17 protein-coding genes, 1 tRNA gene and 1 pseudogene are annotated in these 20,000 nt (G+C 68.8%); 12 read left to right on the forward strand and 7 right to left on the reverse strand.

What is annotated here, in order from left to right; genetic code table 11:
* The first annotated feature begins 35 nt into the window (after positions 1-35).
* From ACHUEU_RS14320 to ACHUEU_RS14345, 6 genes are all read left to right on the forward strand, one after another.
* Positions 36-251, forward strand: coding sequence for a heavy-metal-associated domain-containing protein (locus ACHUEU_RS14320; RefSeq protein WP_394216801.1), 216 nt, complete (start codon positions 36-38; stop codon positions 249-251).
* Positions 251-388, forward strand: coding sequence for a hypothetical protein (locus ACHUEU_RS14325; protein ID WP_394216802.1), 138 nt, complete (start codon positions 251-253; stop codon positions 386-388). The genes ACHUEU_RS14320 and ACHUEU_RS14325 overlap by 1 nt, the downstream gene beginning before the upstream one ends.
* A 52-nt stretch (positions 389-440) precedes the next feature.
* Positions 441-2,753, forward strand: coding sequence for a heavy metal translocating P-type ATPase (locus tag ACHUEU_RS14330; protein WP_394216803.1), 2,313 nt, complete (start codon positions 441-443; stop codon positions 2,751-2,753).
* A gap of 27 nt (positions 2,754-2,780) precedes the next feature.
* Positions 2,781-3,158 (forward strand): metal-sensitive transcriptional regulator, encoded by a 378-nt coding sequence (locus ACHUEU_RS14335; protein ID WP_394216804.1) that lies wholly within the window; start codon positions 2,781-2,783, stop codon positions 3,156-3,158.
* A 73-nt stretch (positions 3,159-3,231) separates the two neighbouring features.
* Positions 3,232-4,005 carry an ABC transporter ATP-binding protein gene (locus ACHUEU_RS14340; protein WP_394216805.1) on the forward strand — a complete coding sequence of 258 codons (774 nt, stop codon included), beginning with the start codon at positions 3,232-3,234 and terminating at the stop codon, positions 4,003-4,005.
* A gap of 186 nt (positions 4,006-4,191) precedes the next feature.
* A tRNA-Lys gene (locus ACHUEU_RS14345) sits at positions 4,192-4,268 on the forward strand.
* A gap of 74 nt (positions 4,269-4,342) precedes the next feature.
* Here the strand turns inward: ACHUEU_RS14345 and ACHUEU_RS14350 are convergent.
* A pseudogene (locus ACHUEU_RS14350) lies at positions 4,343-4,570 on the reverse strand (helix-turn-helix domain-containing protein); the annotation flags it as partial.
* A gap of 339 nt (positions 4,571-4,909) precedes the next feature.
* On the opposite strand from ACHUEU_RS14350, the gene ACHUEU_RS14355 reads away from it, so the two are divergent.
* The 5 genes from ACHUEU_RS14355 to ACHUEU_RS14375 all read left to right on the forward strand — a co-directional run bounded on the left by ACHUEU_RS14355 (position 4,910) and on the right by ACHUEU_RS14375 (position 10,607).
* Positions 4,910-5,845 carry a hypothetical protein gene (locus ACHUEU_RS14355; protein WP_394216806.1) on the forward strand — a complete coding sequence of 312 codons (936 nt, stop codon included), beginning with the start codon at positions 4,910-4,912 and terminating at the stop codon, positions 5,843-5,845.
* Between the two features lie 132 nt (positions 5,846-5,977).
* Positions 5,978-7,759: a hypothetical protein gene (locus ACHUEU_RS14360; RefSeq protein ID WP_394216807.1), complete on the forward strand. Its 1,782-nt coding sequence runs from the start codon at positions 5,978-5,980 to the stop codon at positions 7,757-7,759.
* 56 nt (positions 7,760-7,815) lie between these two features.
* Positions 7,816-8,556, forward strand: a complete 741-nt coding sequence (locus tag ACHUEU_RS14365) for a hypothetical protein (protein ID WP_394216808.1) — start codon at positions 7,816-7,818, stop codon at positions 8,554-8,556.
* A gap of 3 nt (positions 8,557-8,559) precedes the next feature.
* Entirely contained in the window at positions 8,560-10,302 is a 1,743-nt protein-coding gene (locus ACHUEU_RS14370) for a type IV secretion system protein (protein WP_394216809.1), read from the forward strand.
* Between the two features lie 56 nt (positions 10,303-10,358).
* A complete protein-coding gene (locus ACHUEU_RS14375) occupies positions 10,359-10,607 on the forward strand; it encodes a hypothetical protein (protein WP_394216810.1) in 249 nt (82 codons plus the stop codon).
* 721 nt (positions 10,608-11,328) lie between these two features.
* Here the strand turns inward: ACHUEU_RS14375 and ACHUEU_RS14380 are convergent.
* The 6 genes from ACHUEU_RS14380 to ACHUEU_RS14405 form a co-directional block, all read right to left on the reverse strand.
* The gene (locus tag ACHUEU_RS14380) at positions 11,329-13,611 is read right to left on the reverse strand and encodes a glycoside hydrolase family 31 protein (RefSeq protein ID WP_394216811.1); all 2,283 of its coding nucleotides are present in this window, start codon (positions 13,609-13,611) and stop codon (positions 11,329-11,331) included.
* Positions 13,608-14,795: a glycoside hydrolase family 15 protein gene (locus ACHUEU_RS14385; RefSeq protein ID WP_394216812.1), complete on the reverse strand. Its 1,188-nt coding sequence runs from the start codon at positions 14,793-14,795 to the stop codon at positions 13,608-13,610. Before ACHUEU_RS14385 ends, ACHUEU_RS14380 begins: the two co-directional genes overlap by 4 nt.
* Before the next feature lie 71 nt (positions 14,796-14,866).
* Positions 14,867-16,132 carry an ABC transporter substrate-binding protein gene (locus ACHUEU_RS14390; RefSeq protein WP_394216813.1) on the reverse strand — a complete coding sequence of 422 codons (1,266 nt, stop codon included), beginning with the start codon at positions 16,130-16,132 and terminating at the stop codon, positions 14,867-14,869.
* Positions 16,133-16,165: 33 nt separating this feature from the next.
* Entirely contained in the window at positions 16,166-17,026 is an 861-nt protein-coding gene (locus ACHUEU_RS14395) for a carbohydrate ABC transporter permease (protein ID WP_394216814.1), read from the reverse strand.
* A 1-nt stretch (position 17,027) separates the two neighbouring features.
* Positions 17,028-18,011 (reverse strand): carbohydrate ABC transporter permease, encoded by a 984-nt coding sequence (locus ACHUEU_RS14400; RefSeq protein WP_394216815.1) that lies wholly within the window; start codon positions 18,009-18,011, stop codon positions 17,028-17,030.
* Positions 18,011-19,237 carry an ROK family protein gene (locus ACHUEU_RS14405; protein ID WP_394216816.1) on the reverse strand — a complete coding sequence of 409 codons (1,227 nt, stop codon included), beginning with the start codon at positions 19,235-19,237 and terminating at the stop codon, positions 18,011-18,013. The genes ACHUEU_RS14400 and ACHUEU_RS14405 overlap by 1 nt, the downstream gene beginning before the upstream one ends.
* A gap of 439 nt (positions 19,238-19,676) precedes the next feature.
* Between ACHUEU_RS14405 and ACHUEU_RS14410 the strand changes: the two genes are divergently transcribed.
* Positions 19,677-19,985 (forward strand): hypothetical protein, encoded by a 309-nt coding sequence (locus ACHUEU_RS14410; RefSeq protein WP_394216817.1) that lies wholly within the window; start codon positions 19,677-19,679, stop codon positions 19,983-19,985.
* The last annotated feature ends 15 nt before the right edge of the window (positions 19,986-20,000 follow it).

Here is a 20,000-nt window from a genome sequence, read left to right on the forward strand (position 1 = left end):
TGTTAGGGTATCGCGCCTGCGACGAAGGAGCCCCGATGAGCACGACCACCACCCAGTTCCAGGTGACCGGCATGACCTGCGGCCACTGCGAGATGTCGGTGCGCGAGGAGGTCAGCGAGGTCTCCGGCGTCCAGGCCGTCGAGGTCAGCCACGAGACCGGTCTGCTCAGCGTCTCTGCAGAGCAGGGCGTCGACGAGGCGGCGGTGCTCGCCGCCGTGTCCGAGGCCGGCTACTCGGCGGTCCCGGCCTGATGAGTGCCGCCTCCCGGGTGGCTCTGTACGGGCTGCTGCTGGCGGCGCTGTTCGTCGCCTCCCTGGTGCTGGGCGACCTGCTCGTCCCCGCCTCCTGGGTGGAGGCGTGGTCCAGCGCCACCGCGTCGAACCACTGACCCTCCCCCTCGTCACCGCGAGCATTCCGCTCACGAGAGAGAAGTCCGCACGATGACCACTCCCCCGGCCGCGCCCCAGCATCCCTCGGGCGTCGATATCGAGCTCGAGATCAGCGGGATGACCTGTGCTTCGTGCGCGAATCGGATCGAACGCAAACTCAACAAGCTCGACGGCGTCACCGCCGCGGTGAACTACGCCACCGAGAAGGCGCGGGTCTCCGCACCCACCGGCTACGACCCGCAGGACCTGGTCACGGTGGTGGAGCAGTCCGGCTACAGCGCCACCCTGCCCGCGTCCCGGAAGGAACCCGCCGTCGCGCACGAGGGGACCGAGCCGGAGGACCCGGAGCTGACCTCGCTGCGCCAGCGGCTGCTCGGCGCGGTGGTGCTGTCGGTGCCGGTCATCCTGCTCTCGATGATCCCGGTGCTGCAGTTCACCTACTGGCAGTGGGCGGCCCTCACCCTGACCGCACCGGTCATCGTCTGGGCGGCCTGGCCCTTCCACCGGGCGGCGGCGCTGAACCTGCGCCAAGGGGCGGCGACCATGGACACCCTGATCTCCGTGGGCACCCTCGCCGCCTTCCTGTGGTCCCTGTACGCCCTGTTCCTGGGCACGGCGGGGCAGCCCGGCATGACCCACGAGTTCTCCCTGGCCGTCGGCCCGTCCGACGGTGCGGCCAACATCTATCTCGAGGTCGCCGCCGGGGTGACCATGTTCATCCTGCTGGGCCGCTACTTCGAGAAGCGCTCGAAGCGGCAGGCCGGGGCTGCTCTGCGCACCCTGCTGGACATGGGCGCGAAGGACGTGGCCGCCCTCCGCGACGGCACCGAGACGCGGATCCCCGCCGGAGATCTCGTCGTCGGCGATGAGTTCGTGGTCCGACCGGGGGAGAAGATCGCGACCGACGGCGTGATCGTCTCCGGCACCTCGGCGGTGGATGCCTCGATGCTCACCGGAGAGTCGGTGCCGGTCGAGGTCGGTGAGGGCGATGCCGTCACCGGTGCGACCGTCAATGCAGGCGGTCGCCTGCTGGTGCGTGCGACCCGGGTGGGCGGCGACACTCAGCTGGCGCAGATGGCGAGGATGGTCGAGGACGCCCAATCGGGCAAGGCCGAGATCCAGCGCCTGGCCGACCGCGTCTCCGGCATCTTCGTGCCGATCGTCATCGCGATCGCCGTGGTCGTCCTCGGCGCCTGGATCGGGGCCGGCTTCCCGCTCGATGCCGCGTTCACGGCCGCTGTCGCGGTGCTGATCATCGCCTGCCCCTGCGCCCTCGGTCTCGCGACCCCCACCGCACTGCTGGTGGGCACCGGCCGCGGTGCCCAGCTGGGCATCCTCCTCAAGGGCCCCGAGGTCCTGGAATCCACCCGTGCGGTCGACACCGTGGTGCTGGACAAGACCGGCACCGTCACCACCGGGAGGATGACCCTGAGCGACGTCATCCCGGCCCGGGGCGTGGATCGCACCGAGCTGCTGCGCGCGGCCGGCGCCGTCGAGGACGCCTCCGAGCATCCCATCGCCCAGGCCATCGCGCGCGGCGCCGTCGCGGAGGCCGGCCCTCTGCCCGCCGTCGAGGAGTTCGCGAACCTCGAGGGCCGCGGAGTGCGGGGAACGGTCCAGGGCCGCACGGTCCTCGTCGGCCGTTCCACCCTGCTCGAGGGCGGGGCGCTGCCCGAGGAGCTGGCCGCACCGAAGGCGGCGGCGGAATCCCGCGGCGAGACCGCCGTCGTGGTGGTGCGCGACGGCGCCGCCCACGGCGTGCTCGTGGTCGCCGACGCGGTCAAGCCCACCAGCGCCGAGGCGATCTCGCAGCTGCAGGCTCTCGGGCTCACCCCGATCCTGCTCACCGGCGACCACCGCGCCGTCGCCGAGCAGATCGCCGGCGAGGTCGGCATCGAGGAGGTCATCGCCGAGGTCCTCCCGCAGGACAAGATCGACGTCGTCACACGGTTGCAGGGGGAGGGAAAGGTGGTCGCGATGATCGGTGACGGCGTCAACGACGCCGCGGCCCTCGCCCAGGCGGACCTCGGCCTCGCCATGGGCACCGGCACCGACGTCGCGATCGAGGCCTCGGACATCACCCTGGTGCGCGGCGACCTGCGCAGCGCGGCCGATGCGATCCGGCTGTCGCGTCGCACCCTGGCCATCATCAAGGGCAATCTGTTCTGGGCCTTCGCCTACAACATCGCCGCCATCCCACTGGCCGCGCTCGGGCTGCTGAACCCGATGCTCGCCGGCGCCGCCATGGCCTTCTCCAGCGTGTTCGTGGTGGGCAACAGCCTCCGCCTGCGATCCTTCCGCTCCCGCGCGCACGAGGTCCCTCCGTCGGACGCACCCGCCCCGCAGCCCGTCCCGACAGCCTGACCGCACCGTCCCCAGGAGTGACCACTCATGACGAGCACCGATCCGACCAGCACCGCACCGGCGGCCACCGCTCCCTCGGCCGCACCCGAGAGCGCAGCGCCCACCGAGATGGACACAGAGCACCACCACGGCTACATCTCCGACAAGTCCCGCTATCTCGCACGCTTGAAGCGCATCGAGGGCCAGGCTCGTGGCCTGCACCGGATGGTCGATGAGGAGAAGTACTGCATAGACATCCTCACCCAGGTCAGCGCCCTGAAGAGCGCGCTGAACGGCGTCGCCCTGGGACTGCTCGAGGACCACATGCAGCACTGCGTGCTCGATGCCGCCCGTGCCAGCGGCGAGGAGGGTGCGGAGAAGCTCCAGGAGGCCTCGGACGCCATCGCCCGCCTGGTGCGCTCCTGAGCTCCCCTCGCAGCAGCACCTCAGCTGGACTGGCTAGAGTGCATCCGGTCCGTCCCCCGCGAGAAAGCCCCTGATGCCTGCTTCTTCCCAGCTCACCGCCAACTCCCTGCATGCCGGGTATCCCGGCGAGGACGTGCTCCGCGGGATCGACCTCTCCGTCCGCGCCGGCGACCCGCCACTGGGGCTGCTCGGCCCCTCCGGGGCCGGCAAGACGACCTTGCTGGCGACGCTCAGCGGTGAGCACCGGCCGGATGCGGGCGGGGTCACCTGGGACGGCCGGGATGTGAGGAAGCTGCGAGGCACGGAGAGACGTCGCTTCCGGGCGGCCGTCCGCTTCGTCTCGCAGTACGCGATGACTATCTCCGATCCGCGCGAGACCGTCCGCTCGCGTCTGGAGCAGGCGGCGAAGGTCGCACGCAAGGGTGGGCGCACGCATGCCGTCTCGGCGACGGAGATGCTCGACTCCGTGGGGCTGGCTGAGCATCACCTCGCGCGCACCATGCGCACCCTCTCCGGCGGCGAGACCCAGCGCGTGGCGCTCGCGACCGCGCTCGCCACCCGGCCGGAGATCCTGGTGCTGGACGAGCCGATGACCGCTGTGGACCCGAACACCCGACGACGGATCAGCGACACCCTCGCCGCGACGATCCGACACCTGGGGATCGGCACCCTCATCGCCTCCCATGACGTGGAGCTGCTGCGGCGGCTGTGCCCGCAGATCCTGTTCCTCGGCGAGGGACGGATCCTCGCCCGCGGGAGGCTCGAGGAGATCCTCTCGCACACCGAGCACGAGGAGATCCGCGATCTCTCGGAGAACGCCGCGGTGGCCGTGCAGCACTACCGCTGAGACAGGGTGCTGGGCAGGCCTGTACGGCTCACGTGAGTCGATCGGCGTGAAGCTCGAGGAACTGCCAGGTCCGGCCCGGGGAAGCGCTCGAGCGCCCTGCAGGACCCTCCCGTTGTTCGCTCGCTCACAGCACGGCTCCTCGAGTTGGACGCGAGAGGACTTGGGGGTAAAGTTCTTTTCTGTTCGGCGCCATTAGCTCAGTTGGTTAGAGCGGCTGACTCTTAATCAGTAGGTCCGGGGTTCGAGTCCCTGATGGCGCACCAGCAGTCGAAGCCCCACCGGTCACCCGGTGGGGCTTCTTCGTGTCCCGGAACAGGCCGAGGCCATCGAAGAGGTCGCCCACCGGTACATCGAAGTACCGGGCAAGGGTCGCGACCTCACTGGCTTTCCACGAGGTCTCCCCCTTCAGCTTTGCGAACACGGACGCGCGGTGGACACCTAATACAGGTGCCAGCTCGGCGTTCTTCAAACCGGTGCCGGCGGCCAACGCCCGCACCGCGGCCGAGATTCGGGCATCGTCGTTGGCAGCCTCATGCGCCTGGGGTCGATCATTGGTAGCACTCATGCATAGATGCTACCTCTCAGGACCGCTCACATCCACATCAGTCGTCCTCAGTGGTTGTTAGGTCGTGAAAACACGACTACAGTCACATGCCATGAGAAGCCAGGCGCCGTACGCAGACCTCCTCCTACACCAGTTGGGTCACGGGGGTCTGTGGGAGTGGGCGATGGAGCAGCGTCGCTCTGTCCGGCCGCCGAACTGGGCCGAGCTCGCAGAGCGGCTTGCTGCAGAGACCGATGGTGCAGTGATCGTCAAAGGCGAGATGCTCCGAAAGTGGCTGCTCACCGCTGAGGACGCCCGAACTGACGCGCACGAGAATTTGCGCCGGCATGGGGCGAGATCATGACCGCCCCTTCAGGGACCGAGGCGGCGGAGTTCCGCCAGGTGATGCATGCCCTGGCCTCCGATCCCCAAGGGTGGAGCGGCCCGGCTGGAGACGAGTTCGTTGCTCTGATGAAGCGTGTGTTCGCTCGCAAGATCGCGGGCAGACACCGAGGATCGCGTGGCGGCGCCGTTCTGTTGGATGGATCAGACGCCGCCTCTGAAGCCGTGCTGGTGGTCGAAGGGCCTGCCCGGTTGTCTCTGTCACAGAACGTGCACCGGATCCTGGAGATGGAGAAGCCGCTCGGCTATGTCGTCGGCGCAGTGGCCGCGAACCTCTCGCGAGCCGAGCTGGCGGGTCGCATGGGTGCCGGCTCGAGGCAGGTCACTCGCGGATCAACTCGGGTGCTGCATTTCGATGATCTGGCTCGCTTGCCGGAGAACGACCCGTTGGACCGGTTGGCAGCTCGGCCTGCATGGGCGCGCGAACAGTGCGAGGGCTCCGCGGAAGCGCGCCTTGTCGTGAGCGCATTCGTCGGTGTTCTCGCGCAGAGGTTCCAGGTGCGGCCCGAAAGGGTCCGGCGAGGACTCGAGGTGGCTGCGACGGCTGCGGTGGCGGGAGATTCCGGAGTCGGCATAACGCCGGCGACGGCGCGGCGCAGGGTCGGGCTCTTCATGAAGGAGATGCCTGCGCTGCGGGGGACATTCGATCGGACGCAGGCGCAGGCGTTCGCATGGCTGCTCTTTGGGACGGAGAGGCATCCGGAGTGGTCGATGTTGGCGGAGTGTGCTCGCGCCGTTCGCGAAGGGGACGCGGTGAAGGTCTCTCCGTGGCAAGCCCGGCACGCGCGCACCGTAGCGACGCGTCCGGGCCAGGTCCGGCGCGAACCCGGTCGTCAACCTGCCCTATTCCCCGCCCCTCCCCCGGCGGAGAAGCCCCGGCGCTTATCGGCATAGACAAACGGAGCGCCGGCCCGAGGGCCGGCGCTCCGGAAAAGCGGATTCGGAACTTCAAGGTTTTGGCGGCCTGTTCCGAGTCCTGAACCCCCATCAACCAATGAGAGGTACTTGCTCATGATACGTCGAACGGTGACAGAGGATCAAGAATGCCAGTGGGTGCTGGGTGTGTTGATCGCGGGCCGGTCCCGCGTTCGTATCGGGCGCTGGGACGGCCGTAAGAGCAAGTGGCAGTACTCCACGCGCGACGAGCGGGATCTGACGACTGAGGTCCCGAGCAAGCCTGCCGCGGTGCTGCTGTACAACTCACAGGCGCTGTGCCGGACGCTGGTGGTCGATGTGGACGTGCCCGGCGCTCCCGGCCGCGAGCTGGTGCACCGAGTGGTGGCCCTGCTGGAGCGCTGCGGGGCGCGGGTCGTTGTCGATCGCTCCCCGGCAGGCAAGCACCACGTCTACGTGCCCGTGCGCGACGGGCTGAGCGTTGAGGAGTCGGGGGCGCTGGCGAAGGCGCTGGCGCGCCGGTTCCCGGGCGTTGATCCGCTCCCCCACACCACGGGTGCGACCTCGGGCTGCATCCGCACGCCGGGCTCTCCCTACAAGGACGGGAGCGGCTATCAAGAGCTGGTCACGCCGCTGGACACCGCGCGGCGGGTGCTGATGATGCGCAACGGCTCCGAGGTGATCGGAGCGCTACGGCGGGAGCTGAGCGAGGAGCTGGCCACCGGGGCGCGGGAGGCGATGACGCTGGCGCGGCCTCTGGAGGAGCTGGAAGGGGAAGCAGCGGTGCTCAATGCCCCGTTCGCCGGGCGCGTCATGGCGCCGCGCTGGGTGAACCTCGCGCAGGAAGGGCTGTACCTGGAGGCGGGCTACGGGGACCGGTCCACGGCCCGCATGGCGATGCTGTGCGCTGCTGCACGGGCTGGTATGCGGTTCGAGGATGTAGCGGCGCGCGTGGAGGACGGCCGCTGGGCGGGAGTGGTCGAGCTGTTCCAGAACGCGAACAAGCCGGGGCAGCTGCTCGGGAAGGAGTGGCGCAAGGCGGTCGCCTTCGTGGCGAACAGTCAGCGCATGAAGAAGTCTGTCCGTCACTGCAACACAAGCGAGGCAGTTGAAGTCACGAGGGGGGCACCCCAGGCGCGCACGAACGAAGAAATCACGATTGACGAGCATCGCTTCATCCGCCGCTGGAGAGCTGTCCTGGGAGAGGCTGAGGGACTGGAGCTGTCGGGGCCTCGGGGGATGCACGCACGGTTCCTGCTGCGGGCTCTGGCGGCTGCTGCGCATCAGAAGGGCTCACGACACATCGAGTTCGGCGTGCGGTCCCTGTCCCTGTCTCTGCCCGTCCAGCCTTCAACCGTCTCTCGGGTTCTTGCGGAGCTGCGATCGGCGGAGGACCCGTGGATCGCGCTGGTCCGGGAGGGAGAAGGAACCAGGGCTGACCTGTACGAGCTGCGCATCCCGGAACGCCACATTGAGCGAGCGCAGCGAGTGGAGCTGCCGGGCGGGAAGATCCACGCCCTGCGTCCGGTGTTCCGCGAGCTTGGCGTGGTGGCGGCGCTGGTGTTCGAGGCGATCGAGCTGGGGGCACCCTCGATCGAGACCGCCCGGGTGCGAGCTGCGGTGTCGAGGTCAGCGGCCTACGAGGCACTGGAACTGCTGGAGGCGTGGGGATTGATCGAGCGCGACGACGGGGGCCGGCTGGTCGCGGTGCCGTCCCGCCTCGGGGAGGTGGCCGAGCGTGTGGGCGCGGCCCTCGTCGTCGGGCTGCTGGTCGAGCGGTTCCGTACGGAGCGACGCGCATGGATCGAGCACCTGGCCCGACATGCCGTGTCGGGTGAGTGGTGGGCCGCGGTCATGCGGGATGGTCCGCCGGCTGATGTGGGCCTTGAACCGGAGCTGGTGAGCGTCGCGTAGCGCCATGTCGTGGTGCGCGCGCTTGTCGATGGGGACAGAGAGACGAAGGAGCTGCCATGTGGATTTTCAGGGTGCGCAAGGTGCAGATCGCCTTGGCTGCCGCGGGGGTGCTCGTTCTCGTCGTCGCCGGACTCGCGGTGGTGGGGCAGTTCTCCACCGTGCCGGAGGAGGAGAGGATCGAAGTGCAACCCACGAGCGAGGAACCCAGCGCGGCTGGTGTGGAGGGTCCGACACAGGAGGCGAACCCAGTGGTGCTGCCGCTGCCGAGCACGAGCGAGCCGCAAGAGTTGGCGCCGGCGGTCGCGGAAGTGCTGGGCAGCGCGGATACGGCCCGGTTCCAGGAGGCGTACTACGTGGCGACCATCGCGTCGGCTGCGCCAGAGATCCCGAACGAGGGAAAGGCCGCGACCACGCCGAAGCAGTGGGCGCAGCAGATCGTCGCCACCGCATGGAAGTCGGACCCGTGGGCGGATCGAGCGCAATACACGACGACAGACACGTTCACGGCGCAGAAAGTGACCACGGTCGATGCCGGGAAGTTCCTGGAGTACTTCGCGCCGGCCTCAGCAGAGGGCTCGGCGGAGGCGCGGGAGTACCTGACCAGTGAGGGTCTGGTGGTGATGGAGGTCGAGGGAACCCTCCTGCGTGAGCTGACCGACCCGGAGGATGGGCTGCGCAAGCAGAAGGTCATGGGCACCGTGAGCTGGACAGTGGCGATGCTGTGCGACGAAGGAGAGGACTGCAAGGTGTTCCTCGCGGTCCCCGGCTCTCTTGACGAAGCTGCGGAGGAGGGCTGAGCGATGGGTGATCTGCTAACGGACCTCGCAGAAACGACCTGGAAGGTTGGAACCGGCCCGGCGTCCGCCGGGGTGACTGCTGGCAGTGCAGGGATGAGCCTGGTGGGGGATGCCGCCAAGGACGCGGTGGGAGACGCGATCGAGTCACAGGCCGAGGAGTTCCTGTGGAACTTCGCGCAGAGCGTCGTGGATGGAACACAGATGATCTTCCACCTGGTCATCGACCTGCTGCTCCAGATGACAGAGCCCCAGGTGACGGGTGAGTTCATCTACACGATGGGCGGGAGGATCTTCTTCATCAGCCTTCCGCTGATCGTCGCATTCGCGGCGGTACGCATCATCGCGGCATCACTTCGAGCCCAGGCACTCACCGGAGCACGAGACGCCTTTGTCGGCGCAGCGGCGTCGGTGCTGGGGACCGTGGCGCTGGTGCCCTTGACGGCAGTCGCGGTACGAGCAGTAGATGCGGTAGCGGACGGAATGATCAGAGCGACGCTAAGCGACGGTGACAAGTTCGTTGATGACGTCATGGCAGCGGTCGTCCAACTGGGGACGATCATCGGGAATCGCGCCAGTGGGGAGGAAGTATCTGGCCCGATCGCTCCGTGGGACGTGGCTGCTGGTGGGGTCATCGCCACTGCACTGATCTGTATTGCCGCGGGCTTGTTGTTGCTGGTCGCGTGCGCTGTCATCGGCCTGGCGTTGGTGGCGCGGAACATGCTGCTGTACATCGTGATCGTGGTCGGGTCGCTGTGCCTGTCGGGGCTGGCATGGGGTCCCACTCGGCGGTGGGCGTCGATCTGGATGGGCTGGATGGTGGCGCTGATCTTCACGAAGCTAGCGATCGTGGTCGTGATGGGCCTGGGAGTCCTCGCGGTCACGGCGACGATCCAATCCGGTGAGATCGTTTCCGATCCACTGCCTGGGTTTACCACGGTCCTGTCCGGGATCTTGATGCTGATTCTGGCGGCCTTCATGCCTGTGGCCTGCTTCGCTCTGTTCGGGTGGATGGGCGAGGCCGGCGTGCGAGAGCTCCAGGGCGCTGCCGATGGTGCACAGGGGATGCTGACCTCGACTCCTGCCGCGGCGCTGTCCGCCTCGCAGACCGCGGGCGGACGACTGTCCTCACTGCTGGGGGCCGGGGAGGGCGGCAGCGGCTCGGGTAAGGGCGGCGATGCGGGGCTGGCCAACGCGGAGCCAGGCGGTACTGGTGGCGCTACCGAAGCATCCACAGCGGCGGAGACCGGCGGCACCGGTGGCGCTGCCGAAGCTGCTACAGGGACAGAGACCGGCGCGGCCACCGGTGCGGCGGCTGCGACCGGTGGGATCGCCGCCGGCGCTGTAGCGACTGCCGAGGTAGGAAGCAAAGCCAAGGACGCTGGAGAAGCTGTCGGGGAAGAGGTCAAGGGCAACATCGCCGGCGCGGTCTCGGAGACGACCGACTCGGCTCGTGAGCAGCCCTACTCCTGGGAGCAGCCCGCCCCGGGCGAGAACCCTGGGGACGGTGGTAGCGCCGCTTCCGCGGTCGCCGATGAGTCGATCAACGGTCACGGGCCGGCCGCGGCAGAACCCGCGCCGGTCGATGCGACGCCGGCGGCGGATCAGATGCCCGTGCCTGAGCCGGCGCCGGTCCCTTCGGACACGGGAGCTGCGCCGGAGGTGCCGGTGGGCGAGGCTCCTCCTGCTCCGGTGAACGCGCCGCTGGAGGTTCCGGTGACTGGGGAGAACGCGGACGGGGGTAAGTGACGATGGACCACAACGAGACGGGACCGGCGAGGCCACTGGTTCCTATCAGTGACGGGATGGACTCAGCGCGCGAGCTGCTGGTGTCCGTCGCCGGGACGATCGCCAACGCGGCGATCCTGGCGACGGTCGCGGGGGTAATCGTCGGTGCGGTTCTGTGGGGTTTTGGGATTGCGGTGCAGCGTCCCGGAGTGAGCCAGAAAGGGGTGCAGACTCTTGTCGGGGCGGTGGTGTGTGCGATCGTCGCGACGGGCTTGAACACCTGGATCGCGTGGTTCGGGCAGCAGTCGATCTCCGTCTGGAACTAATGCAGCCCGAAACAGGATTGCTGGGCCTCAGGGAGCCCCGCGACCCCGGGCCCAAGACCGAGCGCATCGGTCTTCCGTCCGCGCCGGGGTCGACCTCGATTCGCTCGAAGTAGACCAGCACGATCGAGGACAGGCCACCCGGACCGACCTGGATGGTCTCCCCGCAGCCAATGAAAGACGGAACACCGTAGTAGCGCGGCCCGAGCACCTGGTGAACGGCCAACGCAGCTACGCACCGCCTGGGGTGCGGAGGCGGAACTCCCGCACGTCACCAACGCCTAAGCCCTCCGCGCGGGTATGCTCGACGACCTGGTGAGTGCCCCGGGGATGCACGGCATAGGTGATGAGCGTGAGCCTCGTCAGCCGGTTGATGCTGAAGGGCTTCGGCAGATCCTCCTGCTTCCGCTCCGGGTCGGCCCCGATCAGCTAAAGGTAGTGCTGGCGCGGCCCGTTCACGTCGACAGCCACCAGCGCGCTGGCGGTGCCAGCGGGGTGGGTACCGCCGAGAGCGGCGGTGTCTACGGCTTCGGCCAGGTCGGGGCCGGCAATGACGACGTCGTCCAGCTGATGGGGACGCTATGGCATCTACTCGGGAGGGGTCGAACCTGGTGAGGAAGCGCCACGGCGCGCGGGTAGCGGGCACCGTCGGCGACGGTGTCGACGGTACCCGCCGATGACGGCCCGCGCAGCCCAAGCCTTCAGCGTCCGCTAGGGTCGCGCCTCAGCTCGCCTGCGCCGGCGCGAAAACGGAGGCCAGCTCCGGCCATGCCGCGGCGCGGACGTAAACTGGGATTACTTCCCGCGGAACCTCGCGCGTGACCAGCAGGCCCTCACCATGCACGGTGCCCGCGGCTAGCTCGCCGGTCCACGCGTCCACCCAGTCCCCAGCCGGGAGGTAGGTGGTCCAGGTGCTCGCGCCCTCCTCCGTGACGGGGTGGATTAGCAAGTCGTCGCCCAGCTGGTACTGGTCGGCGTGCTCCCAAATCGTCTCGTCGTGCGCGTGGTCGACGAACAGGCCGCGCATGAGCGGCGTGCCCGTGGCGATTGCACGACCTGCCTGCTCGGCGAGGTATGGGACGAGCCGCTCGCGCAGCTGCACGTACTCGCGGAACACCTCGACGACATGCGGGTCGTCGTGAGCTTCGGCGACATACCACGGTGTGCGGTCACGCAGCGGGCGCTTGTGGTGGTTGAACTCGGAGTGGTACTGCATGATCGGGCAGAACGTCGCCGCGGCGACGCCGCGCAGGTACAGCTCCGGGCCCGGGACGGGGCCGGAGAAGCCCGCCAGGTCCCAGCCCCAGTAGACGATGCCGCACGCCGAGGCGGTGATGCCGGCGTTCATCGACCAGCGGAATGCCTCCCAGGTGGAGTTCTCGTCCCCGGCCCAGTGGATGCCGTGAGCCTGCGAGCCGGTGAAGCCCGCACGGGAGAAGGTCACCGGGGCCTTCCCGTTGCGGCGCAGCAGGTCGCCGAAGGCGCGCGCGTAGTGGACGGCGTTGAGATTGTTGCCCTCGTCGCCGCGGCGGCCGTCGGCGTAGCGCAGCTCATCGCCCCAGGCGTGCTCGCCACCGTCGGTCTTGAAACCGTCCACGTCGAGGTCCTCGACGAGGTATTGGCGGTGCGCGGTCCACCACTCCCGACCCTCCTCGGTGGAAAGGTCGGCCATGAGCGATTGCGGGAACCACCAACCGCGGTTGTGGTAAGGGCTGCCGTCGGCCTCGCGCACCGCGTGACCTGCGGCGGCCATGGCGCGTCCGTCTTGGAGTACCTGGGCGTCCGAAGGCACCGAGGTGCCGAGGTCGTGTTCGGTCTTCAGCAGCGGAATTTGCCATAGGATCACCTTCACGCCGCGGGCGTGGAGTTCGTCGATCATGCCCTTGGGATCCGGCCAGGCGCCGTCCGCGGGGTAGGTGAAGTCGGCGCCGGTGTGCGGGGCGCCATCGGCGGTGATCTCGTACTGGGCGTCGCGGAAGATCGTGATGCCTTCCTCGTCGCTCCACGCCTCGATGACAACGGCACCCACGGGTACCTCGAGGTCCCGATGCGCGTCCATCTGCTCCATAACGAGCTGCTGGCTGTTCCATTCGTTGCCCGAGGCCCAAAGGCGCAGCACCCAGTCGGGCAGTTCTTCGGCCCGGCCCACCTCGTCACCGAAAGCGCGCAGCACCTCGGCGGGGGTGCCCGAGTAGACGGCAACATCGAGCGCCGGCTGCTTACCTAAGAGTGCCTCGATCACAAGCCGGTCCGGGGTCGAGGCTCCGACGTCATACCAGGTGCGGCGCGAGGTGCGCACGTGGAAGCCCCAACCCTCCCCGCCTACGACGTGCGCGAAGGGCATCGGCAGGTAGGTGCGGCCGGTCGCACCCTGAGACTTGTACTGCTCGAAAACGACCGCGTCGAGGCGTCGACCGCGCTGGTCGACCGCGTCGAAACGCTCACCGAAGCCCACCACGTGCTCGGAGGCGTCAAGTACGAAGGAGAAGCGCACGCGACGCGCGGCGTCGGCGTCGGTCCACCACTGGACTGACTCCGCGTCGACCAGCGGGTGCTCACTCGCAGGGACGCCGCCGACGGTGATGTCGGCGCCGGCAGACGGGGCGGTCGTGGTCCATTCCCCCGCGCTGACCTCGAACCACTCGGTAGAGGCGTCCTCGGCGAGGAACCGATAGCGGACGCGGCGCCCTGCCTCGAGAACGGGGCTCTGGACATGCCAGGCACCGTCGGCCTCGAGCTGGCCAGCCTGGGCCTCGGCGAGGTGACCGTCGCCGCCGGCGAGCGCGGCGGCGTCCGCGGGAGAGGCCGAGCCTGGGGTGGCCTCGAGCACGACTGTCTCTGCGCCGTCGTCCCATTCACAGGTGACGCGGGCGGTCTCCGGAGCGTCTTCGAGCACGACGCCCAGCGTCACGGAGGTTCCGATAGCGGGGTGCACGGGCACCCGCTGGTCCGCGGAGGCGGCGTAGGGGTGGCCGATGCCGGAGGGACGGTGGATAAGGCGGGTCATGAGAGCGTCTCCGAGGTGTCAGGGATGAGGCCGAGCTCGTCGGCGAGGATCAGATACATGCCGTGGGACCAGAGCAGGGGCTCGGCGACCGGGCCCCAACGATCAAGCCACTCCTGGCGGAAGTCGGGATGTCGCAGGTGGTCCGGGACCTGCTCGGGCATCTCCCCGTCATCCGTGGCGTGCGCGGCGATCCAGCGCAGGTGCCGCCAGGCCTCGGCCTCGCGGCCGGCGCGGGCATGGTTCCAGCCGAGCAGCGCGGACAGCAGCAACCACTGACCGCCCCCGTAGAACACGTCTGCCTGGAAGCGGTGCACGCCGCCGTCCACCTCGAGGTCCCGCGCGACCGCCTCGAGGGTCGCCTCGGCGACCGCGGAACCGGGCTCGACTAGCCCGAAGGGGACCACGCACGCGGCAAGGGAGGCGTCGACCATCTCGGAGCCGAACCACTTCGCCAGGTGCGCGGCCGACGGGTCGGAGGCGCGGCCGGAGGTCATGGCCTCCTCGGCGACGAGAGCGCTGATCTGCTCGGCGACGGCCCGGGAGCGCTCGACGCGCTCCCCGTCGAGCAGGGCGGTCCCGTCGGTGCCGTGCGCCGCGGCGACCGCGAGCAGGCCAGCGCGCACGGGGGCGAGGGTCGAGGGATGGCGTTCCTCGACGTGCTCCTCCCACCAGTCGTAGCAGGGCTTCGACCAGGTGGCCAGCAGGTAGTCCACGGCCACCGCGATCGCTTCGCAGTGGGGCTCCAAGGGCAGGCCGTGGCGGCTCGTATGTTCGACCAGCTGCCACAGCCACATGCCGTAGCCATCGGTCTGGAAGTCCCACCACGGGTCCTGGCCGTCGCTGCCGTCGAAGCGGAAGCGGGTGGGGAGCATGTCCTCCACCGGGAGCTCCTCCCCGGCGTCGGCGCGGCGCAGCAGGGCCGCCACCTGTTCGGCGCGCGAGAGCAGGAGGTCCCCCGCCCAGCGGTGGAAGCGGTCCACGGACTCCACCTGACCGGCGCGGGACATCCCTTCGGCGATGAAGGAGCCGTCGCGGAACCACGCGTAGCCCTTGTAGGCGCTGAAGGTGGGCGAGGCCGGGTAGGCCCCTCCCTCATCCTGGTGGCGGGCGATCACCTCCACCGAGGTGCGGACCAGGGAGAGCAGATGGTCTAGATCGGCGGGGGTCGTGGAGGTGGTGGTCATGGCGTCCTGTGGGTGGGGGCGGATGCGGCGGCGGCAGGGTGCCGCCGCCGCACAGAGGGACAGAGGGCTGCTCAGCCGAGCAGCGCACCGACCCGGTCAGCGGCGTCGGCGAGCGCCTGCTCGACGGTCTTGCGGCCGTCTGCGGCATTGGCGAGCTCCTCGTTGATCGCGTCCTGCATCTCCTGCTGGGAGGAGATGACGGGCGGGAGGGCGACGTCCTCGAGCGCGTCGAAGACGGCCTGGCGGTTCGCCGGCAGCGGCTGGTCGATGTAGGGGGCGAGCGCCTCCTCATCGGCGACGGGCGGCAGCTCCCAGGAGGTTGCGAGACGCGTCTCGACGGTGACGTCCGAGGAGGTGAGGAACTGGGCGAACAGCTGCGCGGCCTCGGGTTGAGCGGACTTCGCGGTGACGGCGACGCCGTTGGCGAAGAGCGCGGAGCTCTTGGCGACGTCGCCGGGCTCGACAGCGATGTCCCAGTCCAAACCCTCGGTCTGCGAGAGCACGTCGAACATCCAGATCCCGGAGTGCCACATGGCGAGCTTGCCGGAGGCGAAGAGGTCCTTGTCGAAGTCCGGGGTGCTCGCGCCGTCGGCCTCGGTGGGCATGACGGTGCCGGGCTTCTCGACGAGCCAGGTCGCCGCGGCGATTCCCTCGGGGCTGTTGAACGCTAGGGCGGTGCCGTCCTCGGTGAAGAAGGAGCCACCGGCCTGCTGGAGCACCTTGTAGAACTCGTGGAAGGTGATGGGCTGGAAGTCGCCGAACACGCCTGCGCCTGTGTCGGTGAGCGCGGTCGCGGCCTTCTGCTCGTCCTCCCAGGTCCAGTCAGCGGCGGGGTAGTCGAGGCCGGCAGCGTCGAACAGGGCCTTGTTGTAGAACAGCACGACGTTGGAGAAGGAGGACGGCAGGCCGTACTGGGTGCCCTCGTAGCTGAAGGACTCCACGAGCGACTCCTTGTACGCCGAGGTGTCCAGCCCCTCGAGCGGAGCGAGCGCACCGGACGAGGCGTAGGAGACGAAGTTCTCGTAGTTCAGGTCCACGACGTCCGCGGCTGTGTTCCCGGCGAGCGAGGTCTGGAGCTTGGTGAAGTAGTCGTCGAAGGGGAGGGTCTCGACCTGGACGTCGATGTCCGGGTGCTCCTCCTCGAAGGCGGCGACGATCGTCTCGAGGTCCTGCTCGTGGCCGTCGTTCGCGGTGAAGTTCATGTATCGCACGATGGTGCGGCCGTCGGTGCTCTCCGTCCGGGTCGCCGAGCCCTGGCTGCACCCCGCGAGTCCGGCGGCACCGATGAGGGCGAGGGGGGCGAGCGCCACTGTGCGCCTGCTGAGCTGCTTGGTCATGAGTGTGTTCCTTCGGTGTGAGGGGGGTGAGGGCTACTTGAGGCCGGTGTGGGACATGCCGGCGATGATGTGCCGCTGGGCGAGCATGTAGACGATGGCGATGGGCAGGATGGAGACGACGGATCCGGCCATCACCACGTCCCACTGGGTGGTGAACTGCCCCTTCAGGGTGGCCAGCCCCAGCGGGAGGGTCATCAGCTCCGGGGAGCGGATCACCACCAGCGGCCACAGGAAGCCGTTCCACGAGTTCATGAATGCGAACACTGCGAGGGTCGCGAGAGCGGGCCTCACCAGCGGCATGATGACCAGGCCGAAGATCCGCAGGTGCGAGGCGCCGTCGAGGGTCGCCGCCTCATCGAGCTCGCGCGGCACCCCGTCCACCGCCTGGCGCAGCAGGAAGATGCCGAAGGCGGAGGCGATCGACGGTGCCAGCAACGCGAGGTAGGTGTCGTTCAGGTTCAGCCAGGTCATCTGGATGAACAGCGGCACCACGAGCACCTGGAGCGGGATCATGAGCGTGGCGAGGTACGCGGCGAAGAGGACTCCGCGGCCGCGGAACACCAGGCGGCTGAAGCCGTAGGCGGCCATCGAACCGGTGATCATCTGCAGCACGGTCGCCACTATCGCGATGCCGAAGGAGTTGGCGATGATGCGCCACATCGGCAGGGACTCCATGAGCACCCGGTACGCGTCCAGCGTCGGGTCCTCGACGATCAGCGAAGGCCCGCCCGAGAGCGATCCGCTGGGAGTGATCGAGGTGATCACGGTCCAGAGGAACGGGAACAGCATGAGGAACGCGCCGATGCCGACGCCGGCGTACAACGCGATCCGTCCCAGAAGGCGGCGCTTGGTCGGCGATGGAGTGCGGGGCTCGACGGGGGTCTCGGTGGTCATCTCAGGCATGGTTCACCCACTTGCTCTGGCCGCGCATCTGCACGGCGGTGACGAGGAGGATCAGGATGAACAGGATCCAGGACAGGGCGGAGGCGTCCCCGGCGCGGCCGAAGCGGAAGGTGAGGTCGTAGATCTGGCCCACCACCACCTGGCTGGACCCGGACGGCCCGCCGCCGGTCATGACGTACACCTGGTCGAACACTTGAAAGCCGTTGATCAGCGAGATGACCAGGACGAAGAAGGTCGAGGGGGACAGCAGCGGGAAGGTGATCCGCCAGAAGCACTTCCATGGGCCCGCACCGTCCACCCGTGCGGCCTCGAGGACATCTCCTGGGATCGACTGCAGCCCGGCGAGCAGGATGATCATGATGAAGCCGAGGTCCTTCCACGCCGAGGCGAGGATGATCGAGGGCATCGCCCACTGCGGGTCGGTCCACCAGCCCGGCGCCGTCATCTCGGTGCCGAGGATCCCGTTCAGTGCGGTCAGGACGGGTGTGAGCAGCTCGTTGACCAGGCCCTGGGAGGGGTTCAGCAGCCACTGCCACACGACGGCCACCACGACCCACGAGGTCACGACGGGCAGGAAGTAGGCGGCACGGAAGAAGGTGCGGCCTTTGAGGGAGCGGTTCAACAGCAGCGCCAGACCGAGCCCGCCGAGGTACGCCAGCGGCAGGTAGCCCGCGATGTACCACAGGGTGTTGCCGAGCACGCGCAGGGTGTCCGGGGAGGTGAGCAGGTCGGTGTAGTTCCCGAGTCCCACCCACGTCATGGGCGAGACGAGGTTCCAGTCGTGCAGGCTCACCCACAGCGAGCTCACCATCGGCACGAGCGTGAACACGAGCAGCGGGAGCGCGCTGGGCAGCAGGAAGAGCAGCACCCAGCCGCGGTTGCTCCAGCGCTTTCGGGCGGAGGTGCGGCGCGACGCGCCGGTGCCGGTGCGGGGGACGTCTGCGTGGCTGACGGGTGCCGTGGCGGTTAGTGACATCAGCGAGTCCTCCCCGTTGTCGGTGCGGAGCCGGCCTCGTTCTGCATCCGGGCCATGATCTGGCGGCCCTGCTCCCCCGACCTGTCGCCGGAGCCGAACGGCGCCGCGAGGACGAGAGCGGCCGCTCCGAGGGCCCAGCGGCCCTCGTCCCATGACTCGACTTCGAAGGGGATCGCGCGGCGCGAGGGCAGCAGATGCCCCCGGAATGCAGCCTCGAACCCGACGCGCCAGTGCGGCCAGGCAGGAGTGCCCTCGCCGAGCAGGACCACGAGCTCAGGGTCCACGACGTGGACCACGCCGGCGAGGGTGCGGCCGAGGGTGCGGCCGGCCGCGGCGTAGAGCTCCTGAGCGGAGGTATCGCCGCAGTCGGCGAGGGCGAGCAGGTCCGCGACGGTGCCATCCGCCCCGAGGATCCCTGCGGCGATCGCGCGGTCGCGCAGGGCTGCCTCGCCGATCAGCGACTCGAGGCAGCCGTGGTTGCCGCACTCGCACAGCGGGCCGTCGTCCACCACCGGGACGTGGCCGATCTCGCCGGCGCCGCCGGTGGCGCCACGACGGATCCCCCCGTCCACGACCAGCCCAGCGCCGATGCCGCGGCCGATGGTCAGGACCAGGAACGATGAGTGGCCGCCGCCCACGCCGTAGAGGTGCTCCGCGGTGGCGAGGGTGTTGACGTCGTTCTCCACCAGCACGGGCACCCCGAGGGCGCGGCGCAACGAGTCGCCGACAGGCACTGAGATCCAGCCCAGCGTCGGGGCGGTGACCACGCCCGAGGCCTGGTCGTCCACGGAGCCGGGGATGCCCACGCCCACGCCGAGCACCAGCCCGTCCTCCGCGTCGACGGCGTCTCGGAGGATGCGGCCGAGGGTATCGAGGCTGTCCGGCCTAAACGGGTCGAAGGGGCGCGCGGACTGGACATGCTCGACACCGTCGAGACCGACGGACACTATCGCGACGTGCGCCGCAGTGACTTTCGCGCCGATCGCGCGCACGGCGGCGGGTTTGCGCAACCCGAGCATGCGGGAAGGGCGACCACCACCGCTGGGCACTGACTCAAGCTCGACGACAAGTCCTCGCTCCACGAGGCCCTTGATGATCTGCGTGACCGTCGCGGGGCTGATGCCCAGCTCCCGGGCGATCATTGTGCGGCTCATCGAGCCGCGAGCTCCCAGCAGCGCCAGTGCTGCGGCGGCGCCGGAGGCGGTACGACCAGTGTTCGTGGACATCCGCTCCTCCTTATTTTTGGACTAAATTTAGCTATACAATAAAGAGGAACAGGAGCGGTGTCAAGCGATGCAGGACAGAAATAGCGCGCCCCGCAGGGGCGCGGCGTCTGATCTCCCGTCTAAGGCACAGGGGGCACTGTGGAGCCCAAGAATCTGGGCCGCGAGCCGCCTGGACTCGCACTGAGCAGCTCTCCCTCGGCGGGCTCTCGGCAAGGGCCAGCCAGCTGGTCGACGGCCATGGTCTGCCGCTGGTGATCTCCTGCGGACCCGGCAAGCAAGGAGCTCCCCAATCCTGGGCTCCATATTCGATTGGCTATCCGAGGAGCAACGGGGGTGTCTCGGCGGAAGCCGGGCCCCCCTCGTTGCGTGTCGTGACGGGCTGGCTTGTCCCTTCATGAGCGGTGAGAGGCACCGCTGTTGAGTCGTGAAGGAGCCGGAGATGTTGGACGAGCTGATGGCAGGAACCGACCCGGGTGTCAGGCCAACGTGGGACGCGCTGCCCCCTGGGGTGCGGACGTTCCTGGTCGATGTGGTGGGAACGCTGATGAACATCGGCATCCTCGCGGCCGTGGCCGTGGTGATCGCCGGAGCGATCGTGTGGGGCTTCGGTTCGCTGAGCAATCGTCCTGGCGTCGGCAGCGTCGGCGTGAAGATCCTCGCTGTGGCTGCGGCCGTCGCGATCATCTGCGCGGGTGCCAACGCCCTGATCGGGTTTTTCGCGGGCCAGGGCGCGGCGGTCTTCTCCTGACCGGGAGAGCAGAAG

The sequence above is a fragment of the Brachybacterium vulturis genome (assembly GCF_043641765.1).
In the GTDB taxonomy this organism is placed as follows: domain Bacteria; phylum Actinomycetota; class Actinomycetes; order Actinomycetales; family Dermabacteraceae; genus Brachybacterium; species Brachybacterium vulturis_A.

What these genes read in the sequence shown, in the direction of transcription:
- ACHUEU_RS14340 (WP_394216805.1), top strand. Translation starts at nt 3,232, where the DNA reads ATGCCTGCTTCTTCCCAGCTCACCGCCAACTCCCTGCATGCCGGGTAT.
- ACHUEU_RS14375 (WP_394216810.1), top strand. Translation starts at nt 10,359, where the DNA reads ATGGACTCAGCGCGCGAGCTGCTGGTGTCCGTCGCCGGGACGATCGCC.
- ACHUEU_RS14395 (WP_394216814.1), bottom strand. Translation starts at nt 17,026, where the DNA reads ATGACCACCGAGACCCCCGTCGAGCCCCGCACTCCATCGCCGACCAAG.
- ACHUEU_RS14365 (WP_394216808.1), top strand. Translation starts at nt 7,816, where the DNA reads ATGTGGATTTTCAGGGTGCGCAAGGTGCAGATCGCCTTGGCTGCCGCG.
- ACHUEU_RS14325 (WP_394216802.1), top strand. Translation starts at nt 251, where the DNA reads ATGAGTGCCGCCTCCCGGGTGGCTCTGTACGGGCTGCTGCTGGCGGCG.
- ACHUEU_RS14385 (WP_394216812.1), bottom strand. Translation starts at nt 14,795, where the DNA reads ATGACCACCACCTCCACGACCCCCGCCGATCTAGACCATCTGCTCTCC.
- ACHUEU_RS14355 (WP_394216806.1), top strand. Translation starts at nt 4,910, where the DNA reads ATGACCGCCCCTTCAGGGACCGAGGCGGCGGAGTTCCGCCAGGTGATG.
- ACHUEU_RS14380 (WP_394216811.1), bottom strand. Translation starts at nt 13,611, where the DNA reads ATGACCCGCCTTATCCACCGTCCCTCCGGCATCGGCCACCCCTACGCC.
- ACHUEU_RS14320 (WP_394216801.1), top strand. Translation starts at nt 36, where the DNA reads ATGAGCACGACCACCACCCAGTTCCAGGTGACCGGCATGACCTGCGGC.
- ACHUEU_RS14335 (WP_394216804.1), top strand. Translation starts at nt 2,781, where the DNA reads ATGACGAGCACCGATCCGACCAGCACCGCACCGGCGGCCACCGCTCCC.
- ACHUEU_RS14405 (WP_394216816.1), bottom strand. Translation starts at nt 19,237, where the DNA reads ATGTCCACGAACACTGGTCGTACCGCCTCCGGCGCCGCCGCAGCACTG.
- ACHUEU_RS14390 (WP_394216813.1), bottom strand. Translation starts at nt 16,132, where the DNA reads ATGACCAAGCAGCTCAGCAGGCGCACAGTGGCGCTCGCCCCCCTCGCC.
- ACHUEU_RS14370 (WP_394216809.1), top strand. Translation starts at nt 8,560, where the DNA reads ATGGGTGATCTGCTAACGGACCTCGCAGAAACGACCTGGAAGGTTGGA.
- ACHUEU_RS14330 (WP_394216803.1), top strand. Translation starts at nt 441, where the DNA reads ATGACCACTCCCCCGGCCGCGCCCCAGCATCCCTCGGGCGTCGATATC.
- ACHUEU_RS14410 (WP_394216817.1), top strand. Translation starts at nt 19,677, where the DNA reads ATGTTGGACGAGCTGATGGCAGGAACCGACCCGGGTGTCAGGCCAACG.
- ACHUEU_RS14400 (WP_394216815.1), bottom strand. Translation starts at nt 18,011, where the DNA reads ATGTCACTAACCGCCACGGCACCCGTCAGCCACGCAGACGTCCCCCGC.